Origin of the sequence: Bacillus sp. FSL P2-0099 (assembly GCF_038007445.1) — a bacterium.
Classification (GTDB): Bacteria; Bacillota; Bacilli; order Bacillales; family Bacillaceae_G; genus Bacillus_A; species Bacillus_A mycoides.
Genome location: NZ_JBBOXE010000001.1, coordinates 90,001 through 113,825, shown reverse-complemented (window position 1 = coordinate 113,825; position 23,825 = coordinate 90,001). Strand labels below are relative to the sequence as shown.

Below are 23,825 nucleotides of genomic sequence, written 5' to 3'. Positions count from 1 at the left end.
TATTAGCGTAGTTTTTTTCTCTTAAAGATAGATACGTTGAGTCTTTCTACCTGCTCAAAAAAGAAAAATGGCTTCTATAAGAAAACCATCATTCTGTTTCATAATCTGCTGATTTTACTATCTTTTCCAAGAGAAGCAAAAATATACATCTTTCTCAACGCAGAAAATCATATATTGGCATTGTATAATGTTAACATAGCCAAAAATAACCGTCAACGCTTTTTTGATTTTATGATATAATATCCTTTTTTCTTTTCTACAACTTCAACTTCAGAAAATACTTCTTCTAGTTTTTTCATCGCAGATGGCGCACCTTGTTTCTTTTGAATAACAATCCACAATTCTCCACCTGAAACTAAATACTCCACAGCCTTTTCTAAAATCTCATGCACGATATCTTTACCAGCACGAATTGGAGGATTAGATAGAATAACAGCATACTTGCCATCTACATTTTCATAGACACTACTTTGCAAAATACGTATATTTTCAATTCTGTTATTAGCGGCATTTTCTTTTGCAAGTCCCAAGGCCCTTTCATTCACATCCACCATGTGAATTTCACGATTTTGAAACTCTTTCGCTAACGACAAACCGATTGGACCGTACCCACATCCTACGTCTAACACATTACCTTTAACATCTGGCATTTGAAACGCTTCAATTAAAAGACGAGAACCAAAGTCCACTTCGTTTTTCGAGAACACCCCATGGTCAGATAAAAAAGTAAATCGAGATTCACGAAGTGTAACTTCCCATCGTTTACGATCACTTTTACTAGAAGGGTCGTTAGAAAAATAATGGTCTGCCATATGGCCACCTCTTTTCTTTACAGTTAAAAAAAAAGCTCGCATAAGAGCGAGCTTTTTTTAAAGCACCAAAAGTTAATTACTTAACTTCTACAGCAGCGCCAACTTCTTCAAGTTTAGCTTTCATTTCTTCAGCTTCCTCTTTAGTAACGCCTTCTTTGATTGCTTTTGGAGTGTTGTCAACTAATTCTTTAGCTTCTTTTAAGCCAAGACCAGTGATTTCACGTACAGCTTTGATAACTTTGATTTTTTGAGCGCCAGCACTTGCAAGTACTACGTCAAATTCAGTTTGCTCAGCAGCAGCTTCACCAGCGCCACCAGCTACAGCTACAGGAGCAGCAGCAGTTACGCCGAATTCTTCCTCGATAGCTTTTACTAAGTCGTTAAGTTCTAATACAGTCATAGATTTAACTGCTTCAATGATTTGTTCTTTAGTCATTGTAAATATCCTCCCTTAAATAGGTTTGTATTGTTTTATAGATAACAAGTAATTATCTTTTAAAAAATTAAGCGCCTTGCTCTTCCTTTTGATCTGCAACTGCTTTAGTAGCAAGTGCAAGGTTACGGATTGGAGCTTGAAGAACGCTAAGAAGCATAGAAAGTAAGCCTTCACGTGATGGAAGAGTAGCGATAGCTTTAACCTCATCAAGTGTTACAAGTTTACCTTCGATTACGCCCGCTTTAATTTCTAAAGCTTCATGATTTTTAGCGAAGTCGTTTAATACTTTCGCAGGAGCAACTACATCCTCGTTACTGAACGCGATTGCGTTTGGTCCTGTTAAGAATTCGTTTAACTCAGCCATTTCAGCAGACTCTGCAGCACGACGAGTTAAAGAGTTTTTGTAAACTTTGAACTCAACGCCAGCTTCACGTAAATTTTTACGTAATTCTGTTGCTTCAGAAACTGTTAAACCACGGTAGTCAACAACAATTGTAGATTTACTCGCGCGAAGTTTTTCAGCGATTTCAGTTACAACTTGTTGTTTAGTTTCGATTACTTTGCTCATGTTATTACACCTCCTGTAGATTATATAGAAGATGTACCGAAAGTGCACTAAAAACCTCCATGCCCAACTTGTAGACATGGAGGCATATAGTCACAGAAAAAAGATTCCGCTTCGTATATTAACACCTAGGTAGGAAATTAAGTCGAATCGACTCCTACTGTCTACGGTACACTATTAAAATTCACAACATAAATGATTATATTAAAACTTCTTTATGAAGTCAACTTCCAATTTTTACGCAAGTGTAGAAACGTCTACGCGTACGCCAGGTCCCATTGTAGAAGCAACAGTTGCGTTCTTCATGTAAGTACCTTTTGCAGCAGCTGGCTTAGCTTTTTGTAGCGTGTCAGCAATTGTTTTGAAGTTTTCTACTAATTTAGCATCTTCGAAAGATACTTTACCGATTGGAACGTGGATGTTACCAGCTTTATCAACGCGGTATTCAACTTTACCAGCTTTGATTTCGTTAACAGCTTTAGTTACATCGAAAGTAACTGTTCCAGTTTTAGGGTTTGGCATTAAACCTTTAGGTCCTAATACACGACCAAGTTTACCAACTTCACCCATCATGTCAGGAGTTGCTACTACTACATCGAAATCAAACCAACCTTTTTGGATTTTACCGATGTAATCAGCATCGCCTACGAATTCAGCGCCAGCAGCTTCAGCTTCTTTTGCTTTTTCGCCTTTAGCGAATACTAATACACGTTGTACTTTACCAGTACCGTGTGGAAGAACAACTGCACCACGAATTTGTTGGTCAGCTTTCTTAGGGTCAACACCTAAACGGAATGCAGCTTCTACAGTTGCATCAAATTTAGCTGTGTTTGTTTTCTTTACTAATTCTACTGCTTCTGTTGCAGAGTAAGCAGATGCACGATCAACAAGCTTCGCAGCTTCAACGTACTTTTTACCTCTTTTAGCCATGTTTGTTTCCTCCTTGAATGTGGTTTTAGCGGAATAACCTCCCACGTTTACGCCTTCATTCCGGGAACCCCCGAGGATGTGCGCCCATCCATTTATTTAAAAATGATGATCATTTACGATAATAAAGGTTGCGAATTGGAATTCCAGACCCGCAACCTTTTTTACAAAAAACAAATCGAATTAGTCTTCGATAACGATGCCCATACTGCGCGCAGTACCTTCAACCATACGCATTGCAGCTTCTACGCTAGCAGCGTTTAGGTCAGGCATTTTAGTTTCAGCGATTTCGCGTACTTTATCACGCTTAACAGTTGCCACTTTATTACGATTTGGTTCACCAGAACCAGACTCAATACCAGCTACTTTCTTAAGAAGAACAGCAGCAGGAGGAGTTTTAGTAATGAAAGTGAATGAACGGTCCTCAAATACCGTAATTTCAACAGGGATGATAAGACCAGCTTGATCAGCTGTACGAGCGTTAAACTCTTTACAGAAGCCCATGATGTTAACACCTGCTTGTCCTAATGCTGGACCAACCGGCGGAGCTGGATTAGCTTTACCTGCAGGAATCTGAAGTTTTACCATTTTAATTACCTTTTTAGCCACGAGACACACCTCCTTAAGTCCGTGATGTGGTCAATTGGGCAGTGATTTGCCCTCCCACTTCATATTTTATCATAATGATAAAATCTTTTTCAAAAAACGTCTCCGTTACCGAAGACGTACTGACTTAAAAGATATTATCACTTTTTACAATTCATTTCAAGTTTCATTTTATAATTTTTCAATTTGATGGAAATCAAGTTCAACCGGAGTCTCGCGACCGAACATGTCTACAAGCACGCTAACTTTTTTCTTTTCCACATCAATTTCTTCAATCGCACCTGTATAATCCGCGAATGGCCCCTCATTTACACGCACTGTTTCATGAAGTTCAAATTCGAAATCAACCACTTCATTGTCCATTCCCATATGCTTCATGATGGTAACAACTTCCTCTTCTAATAGAGGCGATGGTTTAGATCCTGAACCAGAAGAACCGACAAAGCCTGTTACACCTGGCGTATTACGAACAACATACCAAGAATCATCAGTCATGATTAGTTCTACTAATACGTAACCTGGGAACACTTTTCTTTTCGTTATTTTTTCTTTACCATTTTTCATTTCTACTTCTACTTCTTCCGGGACAACAACACGGAAAATTTTATCTTGCATACCCATTGATTCTACACGTTTCTCTAGGTTTGCTTTTACTTTATTTTCATATCCAGAATAAGTATGGACAACATACCAACTTTTTTCCATTCATTTAGGACGAGCGTCCTTCCCTCCCTGACGTACATTTTTTTGCGCAAATGAAAAAACCCGTTCACCGGGCTTTTACACAGTTCTTATAAATAACATTATATCATGGATAAGTGCTTCTTATTCAAGAATTAACCAAGAATTAACCGAATTAAAGAAGAAATGCCCATATCAACCACTGCGAAGAAAATCGCAAAGAACACAACTGTCGCGATAACAGTCGTTGTTGATCGGAGTAATTCATCTTTTTTAGGCCAACTTACTTTTTTCATTTCGCGACCTACATCGCCGAAAAAGTTCGTTAAACGCATCTACGGGACCTCCAGTTTATTATTTCAATTATTTATTTTGTTTCTTTGTGAACTGTATGCTTATTGCATGTTTTACAAAACTTCTTTATCTCAAGTCGCTCTACTGAGCTCGTATCTTTCATCGTAGAGTAGTTTCGATTTTTACACTCTTCACATGAGAGTACAACTTTTTTCCTCATTAGTTACACCAACCTTGTAACATTGTCCCTAAAAATGTATCATACAACAAAAGACAATGTCAATGTCATGACTTTCACTCTCTTAACAAAAAGAAAACAGGTGAATTATTTTACACCTGCGTCACTTGCTATGAATTTAAAGTTGTGCTCTCTCTCATCTCCATATATCTTTCTAATTTCCTTTTTACACGCTGCAATGCGTTATCAATAGATTTCACGTGCCTGTTTAACTGTTCTGAAATTTCTTGATAGGAACGACCATCTAAGTATAAAGAGAGCACTTTTCTTTCTAAATCGCTTAATAATTCAGATATTTTAGATTCTATGTCTGTATATTCTTCCTGACTTATAATCATCTCTTCTGGATCAGTTACTTTCGATTCCGAAATAACATCTAATAATGTTCGATCAGATTCCTCATCGTAAATTGGCTTATCTAAAGACACATACGAATTTAACGGAATATGTTTTTGCCTTGTTGCTGTTTTAATAGCGGTAATAATTTGTCGAGTGATACACAGTTCAGCAAATGCTTTGAACGAAGACAGCTTGTCCCCTTTATAATCACGAATAGCTTTAAACAATCCAATCATGCCTTCTTGAACAATATCTTCTCGATCGGCACCCACTAAGAAATAAGATCTTGATTTCGCGCGAACAAAGTTCTTATATTTGTGAATTAAATATTCTAGAGCGTCAGTATTACCTTTTCGAACTAACTCAACGATTGCCTCATCCTCTAAATCACGAAATGTAACGTCGCCTACACTTACGAAGCCTGCTTCCACCCTGATCCCTCCGACCGCTATATATTTAGCAATATTATACAGTAAAAAGATAAAGAGCGTCAATGCTTCAACGCTCTCCTCTTCTTAATTTTTCTAATTTTTCTGTAATATCTTCACTAAATATCTTTCGCATGGCGGGTTGCTTTTCTTTCGTGTCTTTTGTACACCTTCTTACTTGTTGTTCCATCGCTTGCACTTCTAACTCTAATTCACGCGCAGATTTTCGAAGTGCACCTTGCGCAAATATAATCCACTGCTCCGTATAATCCGAAGTTGCAACGTATATTTGTGTATTTATATTTCTAAGCTCAATCGCAAGTTGTTCTATCTTTTCATCTGCAGTTTGATTTTTTCTCGTGAATATTACTTCCACCCGTGATTGTTTCATCTTTTTTTCAATACCATAGACTGTATAGGCATCAAAGACAATCATTACCTTTGTGCCTGTATACCCTTGATAATTCGCCATCTTATCAATAAGTGCGTCTCTTGATGACTGTAAATCTACATCCCGCAGTTTCTTCAAGTCTCCCCAAGCCCCGATAATGTTGTAACCGTCAACGATTAAAATATCGTTCATTTTTTATTTACCAATTTCGTGACGTTTACGATATACCTCATACATTAACAAACTTGCGGCTACTGAAGCATTTAAGGATGTAACTTTACCGACCATCGGTAAAGTAATTAGGAAATCACACTTTTCACCAATAATACGACTCATACCTTTTCCTTCACTACCAATTACTAGTCCGATTGGCATATTACCATCTAAATTACGGTAATCTGTTTTCCCTTTGGCATCTGTACCAGCAATCCAAAGTCCACGTTCTTTTAATTCATCAATTGTACGCGATAAATTTGTTACACGTGCAACAGGAATATATTCAATTGCCCCAGTCGACGCTTTCGCAACTGACGCTGTAAGCCCCACCGCTCTTCTTTTTGGAATAATAACCCCATGAGCCCCTGTTGCATCCGCAGTACGCATAATAGAGCCTAAGTTATGCGGGTCTTCAATTTCATCTAAAATTAAGAAGAACGGATCTTCATTGCGTTTTTCTGCTAATTTAAACAAATCCTCTAACTCAGCATATTGATATGCAGCTACTTGAGCAATTACACCTTGATGATTACCCTCAACCAATTGATCTAATTTTTTCTTTGGTGCGTGTTGCAAAATAACCTTATTCTCTTTTGCTAATGCTAGTACAATTTGCACTTGTCCTTTGGCAGCACCTTCCGCTACCAAAATTTTATTAATATCTCTCCCCGCTCTTAAAGCTTCAATTACAGGGTTACGTCCGATAATATATTCACTACTCATGATGATGTGCTCCCTTCCTTTTCTTCCAAAACGTCAATCGCCTTATATACAATCTCGTCCAATCTTTCACGATTATTCAACAAGTGATGATAACCGATTAGCGCTTCAAAGGCTGTACTATGTCGATATGTTTGTACATCTGTATTTTTTGGAACAGTACCCGAATTCGCATTACGCCCTCTTCTTAATACCGCCTCTTCCTCTTCTGTCAAAAATGCCGTTTCTAATAAATGATAAACAACTTTCGCCTGTGCTTTTGCCGAAACAAAGCCCGTCCCTAAGCGATGTAATTGATTAGGGCGAACTGTCCCCTTTTGAAGGAGGTGATAGCGGATATATTGCTCATATACCGCATCACCCATATATGCTAAAGCTAAGCTGTTCAATTGCTTTGCATCAATCATTCTTATCCTCTTTTCCATCTTGTACCTTGAGCGGTATCTTCTAAAATAATATTACGTCCTTTTAAATCATCGCGAATTTGATCAGATAGTGCGAAGTCACGATTTTGACGAGCTTCAATACGCTTTTGGATTAGTGCTTCAATTTCTTCATCAAGCAACTCTTCTTGTGCTAATTCTAATCCTAAAATACTAAATAATGTTTCAAGTTGTTTTACATACGCTTCAATTACAACTTTAGAAGTATGTTCTTCTAACAAATATTGATTTGCGTGATTTGCTACGTTATATAATTCAGTAATCGCATTAGCCGTATTGAAATCATCATCCATCGCTTCTTCGAATGCAACCTGGAACTTTTCCATTTCAGCTAACCATTTTTCATTATGGTCCGTTAAATCCGTACTACTTTCCATACGATGCTTTAAGTTACCGTAAGCTGTTTTAATTCTTTCTAGTCCATTATTAGTACTTTGCAATAAATCCTCGCTAAAGTTAATTGGGTGACGGTAATGTACCGATAGCATAAAGAACCTGATTAACTGTGGATCATATTGTTTAATGATATCGTGAACTAAAATGAAGTTTCCAAGCGACTTAGACATCTTCTCGTTATTAATATTAATATATCCGTTATGCATCCAATAACGCGCAAATGTTTTTCCAGTCAACGCCTCAGACTGCGCAATTTCATTTTCATGATGAGGAAATGCTAAATCTTGACCACCAGCATGAATATCAATTGTATCCCCTAAATATTTACGCGCCATTGCTGAGCATTCAATATGCCACCCTGGGCGTCCTTTCCCCCAAGGGCTTTCCCAGAAGATTTCTCCTTCTTTCGCAGCTTTCCATAAAGCAAAATCAAGAGGGTCTTGTTTCTTTTCTCCTACTTCAATACGTGCACCGTGACGTAAGTCTGCAATCGGTTGATGTGATAATTTACCGTAACCTTCGAATTCTTTCGTTTTAAAGTACACATCACCTTCTGATTCATATGCATACCCTTTATTCACAAGTTCTTGAATAAATTCAATAATGATATCCATATTTTCCGTTACACGTGGATGAACCGTTGCATGTTTGCAACCTAGTGCCGTTACATCTTCAAAGTAAGCTTCAACAAAACGATCTGCAATTGTTGGCACATCTTCACCTAATTCGTTTGCCGCCTTAATTAATTTATCATCCACGTCAGTAAAGTTAGATACATACTGCACATCATATCCTTTATATTCTAAGTAACGGCGTACTGTATCAAACACCATAGGTGGTCTTGCATTCCCAATGTGAATGTAGTTATACACTGTAGGTCCGCACACATACATCTTTACCTTATTTTCTTCTAATGGCATAAACTCTTCTTTTTGACGCGTTAACGTATTATAAATGTGAATAGTCATTTTTATCCTTCCTTCCTACCTTTACTTCAAGTTGCTTTCTCAATTTATCAAGTTCTACTTCCATAACCTTTAATTTATCAAAAATCGGATCCGGAAGATCAGAATGATTTAATTCTTGACCAATCTTTACTCCATTTTGAATAACGACTCGGCCAGGTATACCTACAACTGTAGAATGCGCAGGAACTTCCTTTAACACGACAGATCCTGCTCCAATTTTAGAATTCTCTCCAATAGTAATAGAACCTAGTACTTTAGCACCTGTTGCAATTAATACATTATCCTGAATTGTAGGGTGCCTCTTTCCTTTTTCTTTACCTGTACCACCTAATGTGACACCTTGATAAATTGTTACGTTTTCGCCAATTTCACACGTTTCTCCAATTACAACCCCCATTCCATGATCAATGAAAAAACGACGACCAATAGTTGCTCCTGGATGAATCTCAATGCCAGTAAAAAAACGGCTAACTTGCGAAATCCAACGTGCCATAAAGAAAAAATTCCTTTTATAAAAAGCATGTGCAATTCGATGGGCCCAAACTGCATGTAATCCAGAGTAAGTTAAAATGACTTCGAAATAACTTCTTGCCGCTGGATCCTGTTCAAAAACGACTTCAATATCTTCCCGAAGCCTCTTAAACATCGATGTTCCCTCCCCTTTATGGGCTGCTTTTTTCGAGTGAACTAACTCCCCACTTCCCCCTAAATCTTTATACAAGGGGATAAAACTTATACTCACACCATTTACATGGTATAAAAAAAAGACGCCTCTGTCATATAGACAGAGACGCCTTTTAAGCGCGGTTCCACTCTGTTTAGGCTAAAGAAGCCTCAAACTCATCCATGATAACGGTTTACACCGCTTCTGTTTACTTTGCGCCCTAAGACGTTCCGCGAAATACTTCGCTGTTCAACAGAAGACTCGAAGGGGCATTTCAAAAATCCGCTTATAAACCACTTCCAGCCTAAGGGTGGTTCTCTCTGTAAAAAGCCTGATTTTTTACTTCTCCTTCTCGTCGCTTTTCCTTATTAGATTTTAGATATACTTATTATATTGCTAAACCTAGAAAATGTTAACCAATTACTTTTTGAATACGATTTAAAACTTTTTCTTTTCCAAGAAGAGCAATAGCGTTAGGAAGCTCTGGACCATGTGTTTGTCCAGTAGTAGCAACACGGATTGGCATAAATAGGTTTTTACCTTTATGTCCTGTTTCTTTTTGAACTGCTTTAATAGCCGCCTTAACTGCCGCTGGCTCCATTGCTTCTAAAGCTTCTAATTGATCGGCAAATGCACGAAGTACTTCAGGTACTTGTTCACCTTTCAATACTTCTTGTCCCTCTTCTTCATGATCAACATGATCTTTAAAGAACATTTCAGAAAGCTCTACAATTTCAGCTCCAAAGCTCATTTGGTCATGATATAAAGCAATTACATCACGAACCCACGCTTGTTCTTGTTCGCTTAAGTTTTCACCTACGCGACCCGCCTTCACTAAATGCGGTAAGCTTAGTTCAACAACCGTATCTAAATCTTGTTTTTTCATATATTGGTTGTTCATCCATTTTAGTTTTTGGGAATCAAATAATGCAGGTGATTTTGATAAACGAGCTGCATCAAACATTTTGATAAACTCATCTTGAGAGAAGACTTCTTCTTCACCTACTGGTGACCAACCTAGTAATGCAATAAAGTTAAAAATTGCTTCTGGAAGATATCCAAGCTCTTTATATTGCTCAATAAATTGAATAATAGATTCGTCACGCTTACTTAGCTTTTTACGGCTTTCGTTTACAATTAAAGTCATATGACCGAACTTCGGGATATCCCAACCGAAAGCTTCATAAATCATCATTTGTTTTGGCGTGTTTGAAATATGATCATCACCACGAAGTACGTGTGTAATCTCCATTAAGTGATCATCTACCGCTACCGCAAAGTTATAAGTTGGAATTCCATCTTTTTTCACGATAACGAAATCACCAAAATCATTTGAATGGAATGCAACTTCATCTTTTACGAGATCTTTAAACGTGTAGTCGCTATCAGCCGGCACACGGAAGCGAATACTTGGAATACGGCCTTCAGCCTCAAATCCTTTAATTTGCTCCTCAGTTAAATCACGGTGGTTTCCTGCATAACGCGGTGTTTCACCACGAGCGATTTGACCTTCACGCTCTGCTTCTAGCTCTTCTTCTGTCATATAACATTTGTAAGCTAAATCACGCTCTAATAAATCTTTATATAATTTTTTATAAATATCTAAACGCTCTGTTTGACGATATGGTCCAAATTCACCATCAACATCAACACCTTCATCCCAGTCCATACCGAGCCATTTCAAGTATTTTAATTGGCTTTCTTCTCCACCAGCAACATTACGTTTCACATCAGTATCTTCAATACGAATAATAAACTTACCATCTTGATGACGAGCAAATAAATAATTAAATAATGCCGTACGCGCATTTCCGATATGTAAGTGTCCTGTTGGACTTGGCGCATAGCGCACTCTCACTTGCTTTTCCATAGTTGGTACACCTTCCAATCTTAATGTCAACACATTCTATAATTGTACACCAAAAAAACGTGATTATCCATCTTACGAATTAAAAACCACTATTTTTTCTGTAATAAAACAACCGCTTGAGAAGCAATCCCTTCTTCTCTACCTGTAAATCCTAATTTTTCTGTTGTTGTTGCCTTTACATTAATATTATCAATAGACGTTTCTAATAGTTCACTAATGCGTTTACGCATGCTTTCAATATGCGGTGCCATTTTTGGCTTTTGGGCAATAATTGTACAATCTAGGTTCCCTAGCTCATAACCTTGTTCACGCACAAATTCCCAAACCTTTTGTAACAATACAGCTGAATCCGCATCTTTAAAGGCAGGATCTGTATCGGGAAAATGTTTTCCAATATCTCCTGCTGCAATTGCTCCTAGACATGCGTCAGCAATCGTATGTAACAATACATCTGCATCCGAGTGACCGATTAATCCTTTTTCATGAGGAATTGTAATTCCACCGATAATTAACGGTCTACCTTCCGCAAATTCATGTACATCAAAACCTTGTCCAATTCGAAACATTCTTTACATCCTCCTCAATCTAAACTACTTTATGAATTCTATATTATATTGCTATCTCTATAAAGAAAAGCCCGGCAACTGCCGAGCTTTTCTTTACTATAATACCATCACTTCTATTTCTTCTGAACATGAAGGAAACTTTCAGCAATTAGTAAATCCTCTGGAGTCGTTACTTTAATATTATAGTAACTCCCCTCTACTACGCCTACTTTCTTCCCTACACGTTCTACGAGACTTGCGTCATCTGTACCAAGAAAACAACTTTGCTTTGCACTTCTATGAGCTTCTAATAAAAGAGGAACAGAAAATCCTTGCGGTGTTTGAACCGCTTTAAGCTGAGAACGTTCTACCGTTTCAACAACAACACCCTGTTCTACTTTCTTAATGGTATCCTTCACTGGCACCGCACAAATGGAAGCACCATATTTCTCTGCTGCAGTTAATACATCTTGCATCATCTTATTCGTTACGAACGGGCGCGCACCATCGTGTACGAGAACATATTCAACACCAATCACATACTGAAGCGCATTATACACACTATCTTGTCTTTCGGCCCCGCCTTGAATAAATTGCACCTGCTTTTCAACCGGGTACTTCTGCATTAACTCCTCAAAATAAGGGCGTTCCTCTTCGTTAATTGCCATGATAATACGTTTACATGCTTTATCTTTTTCAAAAGCACGTAATGTATGCACAATGATAGGTACTCCATTTATAAGTAAGAACAACTTGTTTTTGCCAGCACCCATCCGTTTCCCTTGACCCGCTGCTGGAATAATTAACGTATACATATTAATAATCCTCTACTTATAATGCTTTTTCTAATAATTTACGTTTTGCGAAAATCATACGACCAGCCGATGTTTGCAACACACTTGTAACTAGTACATTAAGTTGCGAACCGACATATTCTCTACCGTCTTCTACTACAATCATCGTGCCATCATCTAAATATGCCACACCTTGATTTTGTTCTTTACCATCTTTCACAACATAAACACTTAATTCTTCGCCAGGGAGTACGACTGGTTTAATTGCATTTGCTAAATCGTTAATGTTTAATACTGTTACTCCTTGTAATTCAGAAACTTTGTTTAAGTTGAAATCATTTGTTACAACAGTTCCACCAGTGATTTTAGCTAACTTTACAAGCTTGCTATCCACCTCTTGGATATCCTCAAAATCGCCTTCATAAATTTCCACCGGAATTGGTAGCTCTTTTTGAATACGATTTAAAATATCTAATCCTCTGCGACCACGATTACGCTTTAAAGCATCAGAAGAATCGGCAATATGCTGAAGCTCTTCTAATACGAATTGTGGAATCACAATTGTTCCTTCTAAAAACTTCGTTTGGCAAATATCCGCAATACGTCCATCAATAATTACACTTGTATCGAGAATTTTCCAATGAGTTGTAGATTTTTCTACCTCTACCTCTTCGTTCTCGCTATTGTTTTTCTTCTTACCTCCACGCTGGGGTAATGTAAATAATCCTAGCAATTCATTTCTCTTTTTAAATCCTACTTGGAATCCTAAATAACCAAGTAAAAGAGTAAAGAACACTTGTAATACTGTACTAATGACTGGAATCGTGAATTCACGAATTGGTATCAAAATTAAATATGCAACAATAAGACCAGAGATCAACCCTAATGTACCAAATAAAACATCCGCTACCGGTGCCTTTACAAGGGCTTCTTCGATATGTTTAATAAGTTGAACAATATAATCCACAAGCCAAAATGTTGTTAAAAATAAAATAATTGCACCAATAATTGCACGAACGTACGATCCCTCAAGCAAAGGAACAGCACCAACGTCCAATACATTAATAACTTTTGGGATTAGAAAAATCCCTAACGCTCCCCCGATCACTAAAAAGAAGAGCTGTACGATCCTTTTTAACATCCAACCACCTCCTACTCATTATTAACCATTGTTTTGCTAATCAAAACGCCGAATGCAAAAGCGGACGTGTTTTTTTGTAAATAGTTTTATTTACCAATATACCATATCATATAACAAAAATGTTCTAGTGTCGTTATATTATGGAATCAATGTAATATTCTTAATTGTGTCTACTCATATAGAGATGCTCTTGAATTCTTTTTAGGCCCTCTCGTATTTTCTTCGCCCTAACTTCCCCAATTCCTTCCACATCATCCAATTCATTAATAGTTGCACGACAAACACCTTGCAATGTTTTAAATCGATTAATTAAATTTTCAATGATAAGTGGTGGAACACGAGAAATTTTGCTTGCGATTCGATATCCCCTCGGTGTCACGCTTTCTTCTAAGCTCATTTGCCCTGGATAGCCGAGCAATTTAACTAAATCGCTATCCTCTAAAAGCTGTGTATTTGCAAGATCTTGTAACTTTTTCAAAATTTGATGGTGATCCTGCGTTTTTTCTTGATAATAATCCTTAATTAATAACGCTGCCTCTGCTTCTAAGTCGGCTAGTAATTCTGTAAGTTGTAAACGAATTAACCTTCCTTCCGTTCCTAACTCATGAATGTAGCTCACTATTTCATTTTTAATACGCAGTACCATTTCAACACTATGTAAAACGTGGACTACCTCGGACATTGTAACGACCTCTTCAAATTCTAGAATGCCCAAATTCGTAATCCCATCATTCCATACAGCTTTATATTTTTCTAACGTTTGAATAGCTTGGTTTGCCTTTGTTAAAATTACACCTATATCTTTTAGTGTATAACGTAAGTTCCCTTGATATAGTGTAATTACGTTACGTCTTTGTGAAATAGCCACAACAAGGCTAGCCGTCTGCTTTGCTACACGCTCTGCCGTTCGGTGACGCATACCTGTTTCAATAGAATCAATGGATGGATCTGGAACTAATTGTGCATTTGCAATTAAAATTTTGCTCCCAGTTTCATTTAAAATAAGTGCCCCATCCATTTTTGCTAATTCATATAAACTAGCCGGTGAGAATGCACAATTAATGTGAAACCCTCCATCAACAATACTTTTAATCTGCTCATTATACCCAAGAACAATTAGCCCTCCAGTTTGCGCACGAAGTACGTTATCTATCCCTTCGCGTAGTGGTGTTCCTGGGGCAACAAGCTGTAGAATATTAATCATACTTTTGACACGTTGCTTGTTTTCCTCCATAGCCTAGCCTCCTAATGTCAAACGAAGCGCTTCTCCTAAATTAGAAACACCTACTACCTCAATCCCATCTGGAATTGTCCATCCTCCCAAATTTTTTCTAGGAATAATAGCACGTTGAAATCCTAATTTCGCTGCTTCTTGTACACGTTGTTCAATTCTTGATACTCTTCTTATTTCTCCAGTTAGGCCTACTTCTCCTATTACCGCATCGGCTGGTGCAGTAGCTTTATCTCTGAAGCTTGAAGCAATACTTAAGGCGACAGCTAAATCGATTGCTGGTTCATCTAATTTCAAGCCACCCGCAACTTTTAAATATGCGTCTTGATTTTGTAACAATAAACCTGTTCTTTTTTCTAGCACTGCCATAATAAGTGAAACGCGGTTATGATCAATTCCCGTCGCCATTCTTCGAGGATTTCCAAAACTAGTAGGGGAGATTAATGCTTGTATTTCTACTAAAACCGGTCTTGTTCCTTCCATGGAAGCAACCACTGTGGATCCTGCAACTCCAACTGGACGTTCCTCAAGGAAAATTTCAGAAGGATTTAGTACTTCTGCAAGACCTAGTTCCTTCATTTCAAAGATACCCATTTCATTTGTGGAACCAAAACGGTTCTTCACAGCTCGCAAAATACGATATGTATGGTGACGATCTCCTTCAAAGTAAAGAACTGCATCAACCATATGTTCTAGCATACGTGGTCCTGCAATTGCACCTTCTTTTGTCACATGTCCGACGATAAAAATAGGAATCCCTTTCGTCTTTGCAAGTTTCATTAATTCCGCTGTACATTCACGTACTTGTGTTACACTCCCTGGGGCTGACGTCACTTCAGGTAAATGTATCGTCTGAATGGAGTCAATAACAACAAAAGCTGGATTCATCTCTTCAATGTGCGCTGCAATTCTCTGTAAATCAGTCTCTGCTACAACAAATAGATTACTACCCTTTACATGCAAACGATCTGCACGCAGTTTGATCTGCTTTGCTGACTCCTCACCTGATATGTATAGTACATCATATGAAGAATCTGCTAATTGCGATGAAATTTGTAATAACAATGTTGATTTCCCAATCCCAGGGTCTCCACCAATAAGTACTAAAGATCCATCTACAATCCCGCCACCAAGTACACGGTTAAACTCTTGAAATTTCGTTTCAATACGCGCCTCAGACTTTGTTTCTACCTCTGTTAAGCGTCTTGGTTTTGTTACTTCTGATTGAATTGCATTGGCATAATTAAGGCGTCTTGATGATACAACTGGTTCCATCTCTTCAACAAGCGTATTCCATTGACCACATCCAGGACATTTCCCCATATATTTTGGCGACTGATAACCACATTCTTGACATGTAAATTTTGTTTTCTTTTTAGCCATATCTTTTATAGTTCACTTCACTTTCATCTACAAACGTTTATCCTTCTCGTACAAGAAAGAGGGCTATCGCGTAGCCCTCTTTGTTTGTCTATACTTATTTTACCTTTTCCGCACTATGAATGACAAATGATTCTCCTTCTATATCAAAGATAACTTTTTGTCCTTTCTCAATAGCACCTTTTAACAGTTCTTCTGATAGTCTATCTTCTACATGTTTTTGAATCGCTCTACGAAGCGGACGAGCACCGTACTCTCGATCAAATCCTTTATCAGCAATTGCTGAAATTGCTCCTTCTGTTAAGTGCAATTCAATCTCTTGTTCTTTTAAGCGATTCACTAACTGATTCACCATAAGAGTTACAATTTCTTGAATATGTTTTTTCTCAAGCATATGGAACACGATAATTTCATCAATACGGTTTAAGAATTCTGGACGAAATGCTTTTTTCAATTCATCCATTACTTTACCTTTCATATCTGAATAATCGCGGCTCTCATCTTGTACGTTAAATCCAAGATGTTTATTACGTTTTAATGCGTCTGCACCCACATTAGACGTCATAATAACAATTGTATTACGGAAATCAACTGTACGTCCTTTAGAATCTGTTAAACGGCCATCTTCTAATACTTGTAGTAAAATATTAAACACATCAGGATGAGCTTTCTCTACTTCATCTAATAAGACAACTGAATATGGCTTACGACGAACTTTCTCTGTTAATTGTCCACCTTCTTCATATCCAACATATCCTGGAGGAGATCCAACTAAACGAGAAGTAGAATGCTTTTCCATGTACTCAGACATATCGATGCGGATCATTGCATCCTCATCACCGAACATAGATTCTGCTAATGCCCTTGCTAGTTCTGTTTTACCTACACCAGTAGGTCCTAGGAAAATAAATGAGCCAATTGGACGTTTCGGATCTTTTAATCCCGCTCTCGCACGACGAACAGCTTTTGCCACAGCTACAACTGCTTCATCCTGCCCAATTAAACGATCATGTAAAATTGATTCCAAGTTTAATAATTTATCTGTTTCTGTTTGTGCAAGTTTAGAAACTGGAATACGTGTCCATGTGGAAACGACATTTGCAATATCTTCTACTGTTACTTCTGAGTTTTCTTGTCCTTGTTTCTCTTTCCACTGACGCTTTGTATCTTCTAACTTTTCACGTAAACGTTGTTCCATATCACGTAAGGAAGCAGCTTTTTCAAATTCTTGGCTTTGTACAGCTGCATCTTTTTCTTTTCTAATTTCCTCAAGCTTCACTTCAAGCTCTTTTAAGTTTGGCGGTGTTGTATAAGAACGTAAGCGCACTTTTGATGCAGCCTCATCAATTAAATCGATTGCTTTATCAGGTAAAAAACGGTCTGTAATGTAACGATCTGAAAGTTTTACAGCCGCATCGATTGCATCATCTGTAATAGATACGCGGTGATGCGCCTCATAACGGTCACGTAAACCTTTTAAAATTTGAACTGATTCTTCTAAGTTTGGTTCATCAACATGAATTGGTTGGAAACGTCTTTCTAATGCCGCATCCTTTTCAATATATTTACGATATTCGTCTAAAGTTGTTGCACCAATACATTGTAATTCACCACGTGCTAAAGATGGTTTTAAAATATTCGATGCATCAATTGCACCTTCCGCCCCGCCTGCACCAATTAACGTATGAAGCTCATCAATAAATAGAATGATGTTACCAGCTTGGCGAATCTCATCCATCACTTTCTTTAAACGATCCTCAAATTCACCACGATATTTTGTTCCAGCAACAACTGTACCCATATCTAATGTCATAACACGCTTATCTCTTAAAGTTTCAGGAACTTCATTATTTACAATTTGCTGTGCTAATCCTTCCGCAATTGCTGTCTTACCTACACCAGGTTCTCCAATTAATACTGGATTGTTTTTTGTTCTACGGCTTAACACTTCAATTACACGTTGAATTTCTTTACTACGTCCAATAACAGGATCTAAACGATTTTCACGTGCAACAACTGTTAAATCACGTGCTAGACTGTCAAGTGTAGGTGTATTCGCATTTGTTGATGAACCACCCTGGTGACCTGAACTAGCTTCATTACTTCCAAGGAGTTGTAACACTTGTTGTCTTGCTTTATTTAGGCTTACACCTAAATTATTTAAAACGCGTGCTGCTACACCTTCACCTTCACGGATTAAACCAAGTAAAATATGTTCTGTTCCAACGTAGGAATGGCCTAGCTTACGAGCTTCGTCCATAGACAACTCAATAACTTTTTTAGCACGAGGTGTGTAATGTACTGTTTGAGAAGCTTCCGTTCCACGTCCAATTAATGCTTCTACCTCTTTTTGAACTTTCTCTGGACTTAATCCAAGAGCAATTAACGCTTTTGCTGCAATTCCTTCACCTTCGCGTACAAGCCCAAGTAAAATATGTTCTGTTCCAATATTATTATGCCCAATGCGAATTGCTTCCTCTTGAGATAAAGCTAATACTTTCTGTGCTCGTTCTGTAAATCTTCCAAACATCATAGAAATCGCCTCCTACTTGCGCTTAATTTTGTTCAATTCGTAATCGCTCACGGATTAAGGTTGCTCTTCGATAATCTCTTTCTTCTGGTCCTAAAGGTCCTCCTGCATATTGTTGCAAAATGCCTGGCTGAGTAAGAACCATTAACTCAGTTAAAATATTTCTCGATATACCTTGTATATATCCTAAGTCAATACCAAGCCGTACATCTGATAAGCAAGTGGCTGCTTCTGCAGATTGAATTAAACGACTGTTAGCTAGTATTCCGTAAGAACGATATACTTTATCTTCAAGCTCAATGCTTGAATTTTGTACAATTAATTCTCTAGCTGTTTTTTCTTGATGGATGATTTGTTGAATGACACTCTTTAAATCTGCAATAATATCTTCTTCTGATTTCCCTAGTGTCATTTGATTTGACACTTGAAATATATTACCTAACGCTTCGCTACCTTCACCGTATATTCCTCTTACTACTAACCCTAATTTTTGAATTACTTGTATAATACGGTTAATTCTTTTCGTTAAAACCAGTCCCGGCAAATGAATCATTACCGAAGCCCTTAATCCTGTACCGACGTTAGTGGGGCAACTCGTAATATATCCAAGCGATTCATCAAAAGCATATTCAACCTGCTCCTCGATCCAATTATCTATTTGATTGGCACTTTGAAGCGCCTCTGATAACTGTAAACCTGAAAATAGGCACTGAATCCTAACATGATCCTCTTCATTAAGCATGATACTTATATGTTCACTTTCTGATAGTAGGCATGCTCCGTATTCTGTTCCTGCAAGATTTGGACTAATTAAATGCTTCTCAACTAAAACTCTCCTTTGAAGAGGATTTAATTCATTCATTTTTAATAGTTCAAACTCCCCAAAAGGTTCTACAGGTTTTTTTATAAACTTCTTCTTAAATAACTCATGAATCTGCTTAGCTTCTTCCTCGTTTTGCATAGTAGAGAATTGATATTTTTTAAAATTACGAGCCAAACGAATTCGACTACTTAAAACAATATCAGAATCAGGGCCATCTCCCTTCATCCATGGACTAATCGCTTCATTCATGATTCTGTCCAGTGACATAGAACTATTATTCCCCCTCTCTATGCTCACTAAGCTGATTTACAAGACCTCGAATTTTATCTCGTACTTCAGCCGCTTTCTCAAATTCCTCTTTCTGTACATATTGTTTCAGATTTAGTTTTAGTTCATCTAATTCTTTCTTTAAGTAGATATTTCCTTCTATACGTTCAGGAATTTTTCCACAATGATCCGTATGCCCACCGTGAAGACGTTTTAACAATGGTTTTAAGTGCCCCTTAAATGTATCGTAACAAGAAGTACATCCAAAGCGTCCCACTTTTGTAAATTGTTCATATGTCATCTTACAATTCGGACATCTTGATATATTTGTATTTGAAAATGCATCTTGCCCTTCTTCAAACATTGCCGGTTCACTATGCAATAATCCGGCTAATAGGTCATGGAATGAAAAATTAGACTGCGGTGATTGAAAGAAAGACGTATAGCCACTTTGTTCTGCACATTGCTCGCAAAGATGAACTTCCGCCTTTTTTCCGTTGATTACTTTTGTATAATGTAAAGTTGCTGGTCTTATATTACAGTTTTGACAAGTCATCGCTATCCCCCACCTTTACAACAGGAACGATCTATCTCATGATACTTTTCATACATTACTAGATTGTTCTCTTTCCTTAATCCATTTAGTAAAAGCACATGTCATCTTTCAAAATCCCTACAATATTAAACTGCATTATCTTAGCTATCATTCTTAACAAAAGTTATATTTATTTATATTTCAGTGTTCTTAACATTGCGCATAATATTCGAGCCCTAAGTTCATCTCGAGAAGGAACATCCATTAATAATACAGAACGATCTAGTACGCTTAACATAAGTTTAGCTTCACGATTTGTTATAATACCCTCTTCTATTAAACGTATAATCATGCTTTCTGCATTTCCTTGTGCAACGCTATGATCAATCATATGAAGCATTTGATCAATAATGTCTATATCATCATGCAGTTTGACTTTTATAATGCGAATGTAACCTCCTCCACCTCGTTTACTTTCTACTACGAATCCTCTTTCTAACGTAAAACGGGTATTGATTACATAGTTGATTTGAGACGGCACACAATCGAATCGATCAGCGACCTCATTCCTCTTGATTTCAATCGCATTATTATTGCTTAAGTCAATAACTTGCTTTAGATATTTCTCAATGATATCAGATATATTTCTCATTTATCCGCCACCTTTATTGACTTTGACTATCTTTGACTTTAATTATATACGTATTAAAAAAATTTGCAACTCTTTTGCTTATTCACTATCCTAGCCACATTTCCCTGTCTTTAATCAAAAGGACGATTCTTTAAGTAAAGATTTTTTAAATTACTATAAATTGTAAAAAAAAACACGAAAAAACACAAGTCAAAAGACTTGTGTTTTTATTTTGCTTGGCGACGTCCTACTCTCACAGGGACAAGGTCCCAACTACCATCGGCGCTAGAGAGCTTAACTTCCGTGTTCGGTATGGGAACGGGTGTGACCTCTCTGCCATCATCACCAAACTGATGAAGGTATATTCCTTCAAAACTAGATAACATTGCTTCATATTATATGGTTAAGTCCTCGATCTATTAGTATTCGTCAGCTCCACATGTCACCATGCTTCCACCTCGAACCTATCAACCTGATCATCTTTCAGGGATCTTACTAGCTTACGCTATGGGAAATCTCATCTTGAGGGGGGCTTCATGCTTAGATGCTTTCAGCACTTATCCCTTCCGCACATAGCTACCCAGCTATGCCCTTGGCAGAACAACTGGTACACCAGCGGTGCGTCCATCCCGGTCCTCTCGTACTAAGGACAGCTCCTCTCAAATTTCCTGCGCCCACGACGGATAGGGACCGAACTGTCTCACGACGTTCTGAACCCAGCTCGCGTACCGCTTTAATGGGCGAACAGCCCAACCCTTGGGACCGACTACAGCCCCAGGATGCGATGAGCCGACATCGAGGTGCCAAACCTCCCCGTCGATGTGGACTCTTGGGGGAGATAAGCCTGTTATCCCCGGGGTAGCTTTTATCCGTTGAGCGATGGCCCTTCCATGCGGAACCACCGGATCACTAAGCCCGACTTTCGTCCCTGCTCGACTTGTAGGTCTCGCAGTCAAGCTCCCTTATGCCTTTGCACTCTACGAATGATTTCCAACCATTCTGAGGGAACCTTTGGGCGCCTCCGTTACACTTTAGGAGGCGACCGCCCCAGTCAAACTGCCCACCTGACACTGTCTCCCGGGTCGATAAGACCCGTAGGTTAGAATTTCAATACAGTCAGGGCGGTATCCCACCAGCGCCTCCACCGAAGCTAGCGCTCCGGTTTCAATGGCTCCCGCCTATCCTGTACAAACTGTACCAAAATTCAATATCAGGCTACAGTAAAGCTCCACGGGGTCTTTCCGTCCTGTCGCGGGTAACCTGCATCTTCACAGGTACTATAATTTCACCGAGTCTCTGGTTGAGACAGTGCCCAAATCGTTACACCTTTCGTGCGGGTCGGAACTTACCCGACAAGGAATTTCGCTACCTTAGGACCGTTATAGTTACGGCCGCCGTTTACTGGGGCTTCAGTTCAGAGCTTCGCTTACGCTAACCCCTCTCCTTAACCTTCCAGCACCGGGCAGGTGTCAGCCCCTATACTTCGCCTTACGGCTTCGCAGAGACCTGTGTTTTTGCTAAACAGTCGCTTGGGCCTATTCACTGCGGCTTTCCGTTAAGAAAGCACCCCTTCTCCCGAAGTTACGGGGTCATTTTGCCGAGTTCCTTAACCAGAGTTCTCTCGCACACCTTAGGATTCTCTCCTCGCCTACCTGTGTCGGTTTGCGGTACAGGCACCTTTTATCTCGCTAGAAGCTTTTCTTGGCAGCGGGGAATCAAAGACTTCGCTCCATAAGGAGCTTCCCCATCACAGCTCAGCCTTCACGATAAGCGGATTTGCCTACTTATCAGCCTAACTGCTTGGACGTGCACAACCAATCGCACGCTTCTTCTATCCTTCTGCGTCCCTCCATTGCTCAAACGATAAAGAGGTGGTACAGGAATATCAACCTGTTGTCCATCGCCTACGCCTGTCGGCCTCGGCTTAGGTCCTGACTAACCCTGAGCGGACGAGCCTTCCTCAGGAAACCTTAGGCATTCGGTGGACGGGATTCTCACCCGTCTTTCGCTACTCATACCGGCATTCTCACTTCTAAGCGCTCCACCAGTCCTTCCGGTCTGACTTCACTGCACTTAGAACGCTCCCCTACCACTGATACCATTGGTATCAATTCGCAGCTTCGGTGGTGTATTTAGCCCCGGTACATTTTCGGCGCAGAGTCACTCGACTAGTGAGCTATTACGCACTCTTTAAATGGTGGCTGCTTCTGAGCCAACATCCTAGTTGTCTAAGCAACTCCACATCCTTTTCCACTTAATACACACTTTGGGACCTTAGCTGGCGATCTGGGCTGTTTCCCTCTTGACTACGGATCTTATCACTCGCAGTCTGACTCCTAAGGATAAGTCATTGGCATTCGGAGTTTGACTGAATTCGGTAATCCGATGAGGACCCCTAGTTCAATCAGTGCTCTACCTCCAAGACTCTTACACTTAAGGCTAGCCCTAAAGCTATTTCGGGGAGAACCAGCTATCTCCAGGTTCGATTGGAATTTCTCCGCTACCCACACCTCATCCCCGCACTTTTCAACGTGCGTGGGTTCGGGCCTCCATTCAGTGTTACCTGAACTTCACCCTGGACATGGGTAGATCACCTGGTTTCGGGTCTACGACCACGTACTAAACGCCCTATTCAGACTCGCTTTCGCTGCGGCTCCGCCTCTTCAGCTTAACCTCGCACGGGATCGTAACTCGCCGGTTCATTCTACAAAAGGCACGCCATCACCCATTAACGGGCTCTGACTATTTGTAGGCACACGGTTTCAGGATCTCTTTCACTCCCCTTCCGGGGTGCTTTTCACCTTTCCCTCACGGTACTGGTTCACTATCGATCACTAGGGAGTATTTAGCCTTGGGAGATGGTCCTCCCAGATTCCGACGGAATTTCACGTGTTCCGCCGTACTCAGGATACATTCAAGAGAGAACGAAGTTTCGACTACGGGGTTATTACCCT

Annotated in this window: 24 protein-coding genes, 2 rRNA genes and 2 other annotated features (1 of these 28 running past the window's edge); all 26 genes read right to left on the bottom strand. The window is 39.0% G+C overall.

The window, feature by feature from the left end:
- Window positions 1–212: 212 nt before the first annotated feature.
- Window positions 213–812: a class I SAM-dependent methyltransferase gene (locus tag MKY90_RS00620; RefSeq protein WP_002124684.1), complete on the bottom strand. Its 600-nt coding sequence runs from the start codon at window positions 810–812 to the stop codon at window positions 213–215.
- Window positions 813–888: 76 nt separating this feature from the next.
- Complete coding sequence (gene rplL / locus MKY90_RS00615; protein WP_002009788.1) at window positions 889–1,248, bottom strand: 50S ribosomal protein L7/L12; 360 nt, start codon at window positions 1,246–1,248, stop codon at window positions 889–891.
- A 67-nt stretch (window positions 1,249–1,315) separates the two neighbouring features.
- On the bottom strand, window positions 1,316–1,816 hold the full coding sequence (gene rplJ, locus MKY90_RS00610; RefSeq protein ID WP_002009790.1) for a 50S ribosomal protein L10: 501 nt from the start codon (window positions 1,814–1,816) through the stop codon (window positions 1,316–1,318).
- Between the two features lie 39 nt (window positions 1,817–1,855).
- Window positions 1,856–2,001: a sequence feature (ribosomal protein L10 leader region), on the bottom strand.
- A gap of 49 nt (window positions 2,002–2,050) precedes the next feature.
- A complete protein-coding gene (gene rplA / locus MKY90_RS00605) occupies window positions 2,051–2,743 on the bottom strand; it encodes a 50S ribosomal protein L1 (RefSeq protein ID WP_002009792.1) in 693 nt (230 codons plus the stop codon).
- Between the two features lie 180 nt (window positions 2,744–2,923).
- On the bottom strand, window positions 2,924–3,349 hold the full coding sequence (gene rplK, locus MKY90_RS00600) for a 50S ribosomal protein L11 (protein WP_001085872.1): 426 nt from the start codon (window positions 3,347–3,349) through the stop codon (window positions 2,924–2,926).
- A 168-nt stretch (window positions 3,350–3,517) separates the two neighbouring features.
- A complete protein-coding gene (gene nusG, locus MKY90_RS00595) occupies window positions 3,518–4,051 on the bottom strand; it encodes a transcription termination/antitermination protein NusG (protein ID WP_002009795.1) in 534 nt (177 codons plus the stop codon).
- A 131-nt stretch (window positions 4,052–4,182) separates the two neighbouring features.
- A complete protein-coding gene (gene secE / locus MKY90_RS00590; protein WP_002009797.1) occupies window positions 4,183–4,362 on the bottom strand; it encodes a preprotein translocase subunit SecE in 180 nt (59 codons plus the stop codon).
- 32 nt (window positions 4,363–4,394) lie between these two features.
- Window positions 4,395–4,541: a 50S ribosomal protein L33 gene (gene rpmG, locus MKY90_RS00585; protein WP_012260172.1), complete on the bottom strand. Its 147-nt coding sequence runs from the start codon at window positions 4,539–4,541 to the stop codon at window positions 4,395–4,397.
- Between the two features lie 128 nt (window positions 4,542–4,669).
- On the bottom strand, window positions 4,670–5,329 hold the full coding sequence (locus MKY90_RS00580; RefSeq protein ID WP_002009799.1) for an RNA polymerase sporulation sigma factor SigH: 660 nt from the start codon (window positions 5,327–5,329) through the stop codon (window positions 4,670–4,672).
- A 67-nt stretch (window positions 5,330–5,396) separates the two neighbouring features.
- Entirely contained in the window at window positions 5,397–5,909 is a 513-nt protein-coding gene (locus tag MKY90_RS00575; RefSeq protein WP_063218466.1) for an NYN domain-containing protein, read from the bottom strand.
- 3 nt (window positions 5,910–5,912) lie between these two features.
- Window positions 5,913–6,656 carry a 23S rRNA (guanosine(2251)-2'-O)-methyltransferase RlmB gene (rlmB, locus tag MKY90_RS00570; protein ID WP_002091503.1) on the bottom strand — a complete coding sequence of 248 codons (744 nt, stop codon included), beginning with the start codon at window positions 6,654–6,656 and terminating at the stop codon, window positions 5,913–5,915.
- Complete coding sequence (locus MKY90_RS00565; RefSeq protein WP_002009804.1) at window positions 6,653–7,060, bottom strand: Mini-ribonuclease 3; 408 nt, start codon at window positions 7,058–7,060, stop codon at window positions 6,653–6,655. The genes rlmB and MKY90_RS00565 overlap by 4 nt, the downstream gene beginning before the upstream one ends.
- A gap of 2 nt (window positions 7,061–7,062) precedes the next feature.
- Complete coding sequence (gene cysS, locus MKY90_RS00560; RefSeq protein ID WP_002091500.1) at window positions 7,063–8,460, bottom strand: cysteine--tRNA ligase; 1,398 nt, start codon at window positions 8,458–8,460, stop codon at window positions 7,063–7,065.
- Window positions 8,441–9,106 carry a serine O-acetyltransferase gene (cysE, locus tag MKY90_RS00555; RefSeq protein WP_002091498.1) on the bottom strand — a complete coding sequence of 222 codons (666 nt, stop codon included), beginning with the start codon at window positions 9,104–9,106 and terminating at the stop codon, window positions 8,441–8,443. The genes cysS and cysE overlap by 20 nt, the downstream gene beginning before the upstream one ends.
- 137 nt (window positions 9,107–9,243) lie before the next feature.
- Window positions 9,244–9,489, bottom strand: a binding site (T-box leader).
- Between the two features lie 47 nt (window positions 9,490–9,536).
- Window positions 9,537–10,994, bottom strand: a complete 1,458-nt coding sequence (gltX, locus tag MKY90_RS00550; RefSeq protein WP_341090082.1) for a glutamate--tRNA ligase — start codon at window positions 10,992–10,994, stop codon at window positions 9,537–9,539.
- Window positions 10,995–11,083: 89 nt separating this feature from the next.
- Window positions 11,084–11,560 (bottom strand): 2-C-methyl-D-erythritol 2,4-cyclodiphosphate synthase, encoded by a 477-nt coding sequence (ispF, locus tag MKY90_RS00545; protein WP_000488386.1) that lies wholly within the window; start codon window positions 11,558–11,560, stop codon window positions 11,084–11,086.
- Window positions 11,561–11,673: 113 nt separating this feature from the next.
- Complete coding sequence (gene ispD / locus MKY90_RS00540; protein ID WP_063218467.1) at window positions 11,674–12,354, bottom strand: 2-C-methyl-D-erythritol 4-phosphate cytidylyltransferase; 681 nt, start codon at window positions 12,352–12,354, stop codon at window positions 11,674–11,676.
- Between the two features lie 16 nt (window positions 12,355–12,370).
- Window positions 12,371–13,474 carry a PIN/TRAM domain-containing protein gene (locus MKY90_RS00535; RefSeq protein WP_002063406.1) on the bottom strand — a complete coding sequence of 368 codons (1,104 nt, stop codon included), beginning with the start codon at window positions 13,472–13,474 and terminating at the stop codon, window positions 12,371–12,373.
- 160 nt (window positions 13,475–13,634) lie between these two features.
- The gene (gene disA, locus MKY90_RS00530) at window positions 13,635–14,708 is read right to left on the bottom strand and encodes a DNA integrity scanning diadenylate cyclase DisA (protein ID WP_000392162.1); all 1,074 of its coding nucleotides are present in this window, start codon (window positions 14,706–14,708) and stop codon (window positions 13,635–13,637) included.
- Between the two features lie 3 nt (window positions 14,709–14,711).
- On the bottom strand, window positions 14,712–16,088 hold the full coding sequence (gene radA / locus MKY90_RS00525) for a DNA repair protein RadA (protein WP_002009817.1): 1,377 nt from the start codon (window positions 16,086–16,088) through the stop codon (window positions 14,712–14,714).
- A 94-nt stretch (window positions 16,089–16,182) separates the two neighbouring features.
- On the bottom strand, window positions 16,183–18,618 hold the full coding sequence (gene clpC / locus MKY90_RS00520) for an ATP-dependent protease ATP-binding subunit ClpC (RefSeq protein ID WP_002063405.1): 2,436 nt from the start codon (window positions 18,616–18,618) through the stop codon (window positions 16,183–16,185).
- A 22-nt stretch (window positions 18,619–18,640) separates the two neighbouring features.
- Window positions 18,641–19,705 (bottom strand): protein arginine kinase, encoded by a 1,065-nt coding sequence (locus MKY90_RS00515; RefSeq protein WP_002169332.1) that lies wholly within the window; start codon window positions 19,703–19,705, stop codon window positions 18,641–18,643.
- 7 nt (window positions 19,706–19,712) lie between these two features.
- Window positions 19,713–20,261, bottom strand: coding sequence for a UvrB/UvrC motif-containing protein (locus tag MKY90_RS00510; RefSeq protein WP_063218468.1), 549 nt, complete (start codon window positions 20,259–20,261; stop codon window positions 19,713–19,715).
- A gap of 169 nt (window positions 20,262–20,430) precedes the next feature.
- The gene (gene ctsR, locus MKY90_RS00505) at window positions 20,431–20,892 is read right to left on the bottom strand and encodes a transcriptional regulator CtsR (protein WP_002029353.1); all 462 of its coding nucleotides are present in this window, start codon (window positions 20,890–20,892) and stop codon (window positions 20,431–20,433) included.
- Between the two features lie 213 nt (window positions 20,893–21,105).
- Window positions 21,106–21,221, bottom strand: a 5S ribosomal RNA gene (gene rrf, locus MKY90_RS00500).
- A gap of 49 nt (window positions 21,222–21,270) precedes the next feature.
- Window positions 21,271–23,825: ribosomal RNA gene (locus MKY90_RS00495) — 23S ribosomal RNA — on the bottom strand (it continues 367 nt past the right edge of the window).

Excerpts from the sequence above, each read along its gene's own strand:
- MKY90_RS00620 (WP_002124684.1), bottom strand. The coding sequence starts at position 812 with ATGGCAGACCATTATTTTTCTAACGACCCTTCTAGTAAAAGTGATCGT.
- rplL (WP_002009788.1), bottom strand. The coding sequence starts at position 1,248 with ATGACTAAAGAACAAATCATTGAAGCAGTTAAATCTATGACTGTATTA.
- rplJ (WP_002009790.1), bottom strand. The coding sequence starts at position 1,816 with ATGAGCAAAGTAATCGAAACTAAACAACAAGTTGTAACTGAAATCGCT.
- rplA (WP_002009792.1), bottom strand. The coding sequence starts at position 2,743 with ATGGCTAAAAGAGGTAAAAAGTACGTTGAAGCTGCGAAGCTTGTTGAT.
- nusG (WP_002009795.1), bottom strand. The coding sequence starts at position 4,051 with ATGGAAAAAAGTTGGTATGTTGTCCATACTTATTCTGGATATGAAAAT.
- secE (WP_002009797.1), bottom strand. The coding sequence starts at position 4,362 with ATGCGTTTAACGAACTTTTTCGGCGATGTAGGTCGCGAAATGAAAAAA.
- rpmG (WP_012260172.1), bottom strand. The coding sequence starts at position 4,541 with ATGAGGAAAAAAGTTGTACTCTCATGTGAAGAGTGTAAAAATCGAAAC.
- MKY90_RS00575 (WP_063218466.1), bottom strand. The coding sequence starts at position 5,909 with ATGAACGATATTTTAATCGTTGACGGTTACAACATTATCGGGGCTTGG.
- rlmB (WP_002091503.1), bottom strand. The coding sequence starts at position 6,656 with ATGAGTAGTGAATATATTATCGGACGTAACCCTGTAATTGAAGCTTTA.
- MKY90_RS00565 (WP_002009804.1), bottom strand. The coding sequence starts at position 7,060 with ATGATTGATGCAAAGCAATTGAACAGCTTAGCTTTAGCATATATGGGT.
- cysS (WP_002091500.1), bottom strand. The coding sequence starts at position 8,460 with ATGACTATTCACATTTATAATACGTTAACGCGTCAAAAAGAAGAGTTT.
- cysE (WP_002091498.1), bottom strand. The coding sequence starts at position 9,106 with ATGTTTAAGAGGCTTCGGGAAGATATTGAAGTCGTTTTTGAACAGGAT.
- gltX (WP_341090082.1), bottom strand. The coding sequence starts at position 10,994 with ATGGAAAAGCAAGTGAGAGTGCGCTATGCGCCAAGTCCAACAGGACAC.
- ispF (WP_000488386.1), bottom strand. The coding sequence starts at position 11,560 with ATGTTTCGAATTGGACAAGGTTTTGATGTACATGAATTTGCGGAAGGT.
- ispD (WP_063218467.1), bottom strand. The coding sequence starts at position 12,354 with ATGTATACGTTAATTATTCCAGCAGCGGGTCAAGGGAAACGGATGGGT.
- MKY90_RS00535 (WP_002063406.1), bottom strand. The coding sequence starts at position 13,474 with ATGTTAAAAAGGATCGTACAGCTCTTCTTTTTAGTGATCGGGGGAGCG.
- disA (WP_000392162.1), bottom strand. The coding sequence starts at position 14,708 with ATGGAGGAAAACAAGCAACGTGTCAAAAGTATGATTAATATTCTACAG.
- radA (WP_002009817.1), bottom strand. The coding sequence starts at position 16,088 with ATGGCTAAAAAGAAAACAAAATTTACATGTCAAGAATGTGGTTATCAG.
- clpC (WP_002063405.1), bottom strand. The coding sequence starts at position 18,618 with ATGATGTTTGGAAGATTTACAGAACGAGCACAGAAAGTATTAGCTTTA.
- MKY90_RS00515 (WP_002169332.1), bottom strand. The coding sequence starts at position 19,705 with ATGTCACTGGACAGAATCATGAATGAAGCGATTAGTCCATGGATGAAG.
- MKY90_RS00510 (WP_063218468.1), bottom strand. The coding sequence starts at position 20,261 with ATGACTTGTCAAAACTGTAATATAAGACCAGCAACTTTACATTATACA.
- ctsR (WP_002029353.1), bottom strand. The coding sequence starts at position 20,892 with ATGAGAAATATATCTGATATCATTGAGAAATATCTAAAGCAAGTTATT.